At 68.0% G+C, this 605-nt stretch carries 1 protein-coding gene and 1 pseudogene; both read right to left on the reverse strand.

What is annotated here, in order from left to right; all coding sequences use genetic code 11:
* Window positions 1-127, reverse strand: a pseudogene (locus tag AC1DYG_RS18855) (inositol-3-phosphate synthase); the annotation flags it as partial.
* On the reverse strand, window positions 120-605 hold a 486-nt coding region (locus tag AC1DYG_RS18860; protein WP_477641401.1), incomplete at its 5' end, for a PadR family transcriptional regulator. The pseudogene AC1DYG_RS18855 and the gene AC1DYG_RS18860, both read right to left, overlap by 8 nt.

Raw genomic sequence — 605 nt, forward strand, 5'->3', positions numbered from 1 at the left:
GCATCAGACCGGGGACGGTCGCGTTCTCGTCGGCATCCTTGTAGTACTGCACGCCCTGGACCAGGGACGAGGCACAGTTCCCCACGCCCACAATGGCTACGCGCACCGCGGTGCTGTTCTCACCCATGGTCGGGTTCTCCTTCTTTCTTGAGTGCTGCAGTTGATGTGTTCTCGGCCGCGATCAGCTCGTTGAGCCAGCGGRCCTCGCGTTCACTCGACTCGAGTCCGAGCTGGTGAAGCTGGCGGGTGTACCGGTCGAGTGAGCCGCTGGCCCGCCCGATCGCGTCGCGGAGGCATTCCCGGCGCTCCTCGACCTGGCGCCGCCTGCCCTCGAGGATCCGCATCCGCGCCTCGGCGGGGGTGCGACTGAAGAAGGCGAGGTGGACGCCGAATCCGTCATCGGTGTAGTTCTGCGGTCCCGTGTCGGCGACGAGCTTGGCGAACCGCTCCCGGCCTTCGGGGGTGAGCGCGTACACACGCCGGGCGCGTCGAATGACGGTGCCCGTCGGACCGGTGTCCTCGGCGATCGACCCGTCGGCCTGCATGCGTCGCAGCGTCGGGTAGAGGGAGCCGTAGGAGAAGGCGCGGAACGCCCCCAACAGGCC

The sequence above is a fragment of the Pedococcus sp. P1_H8 genome, from assembly GCF_056405175.1.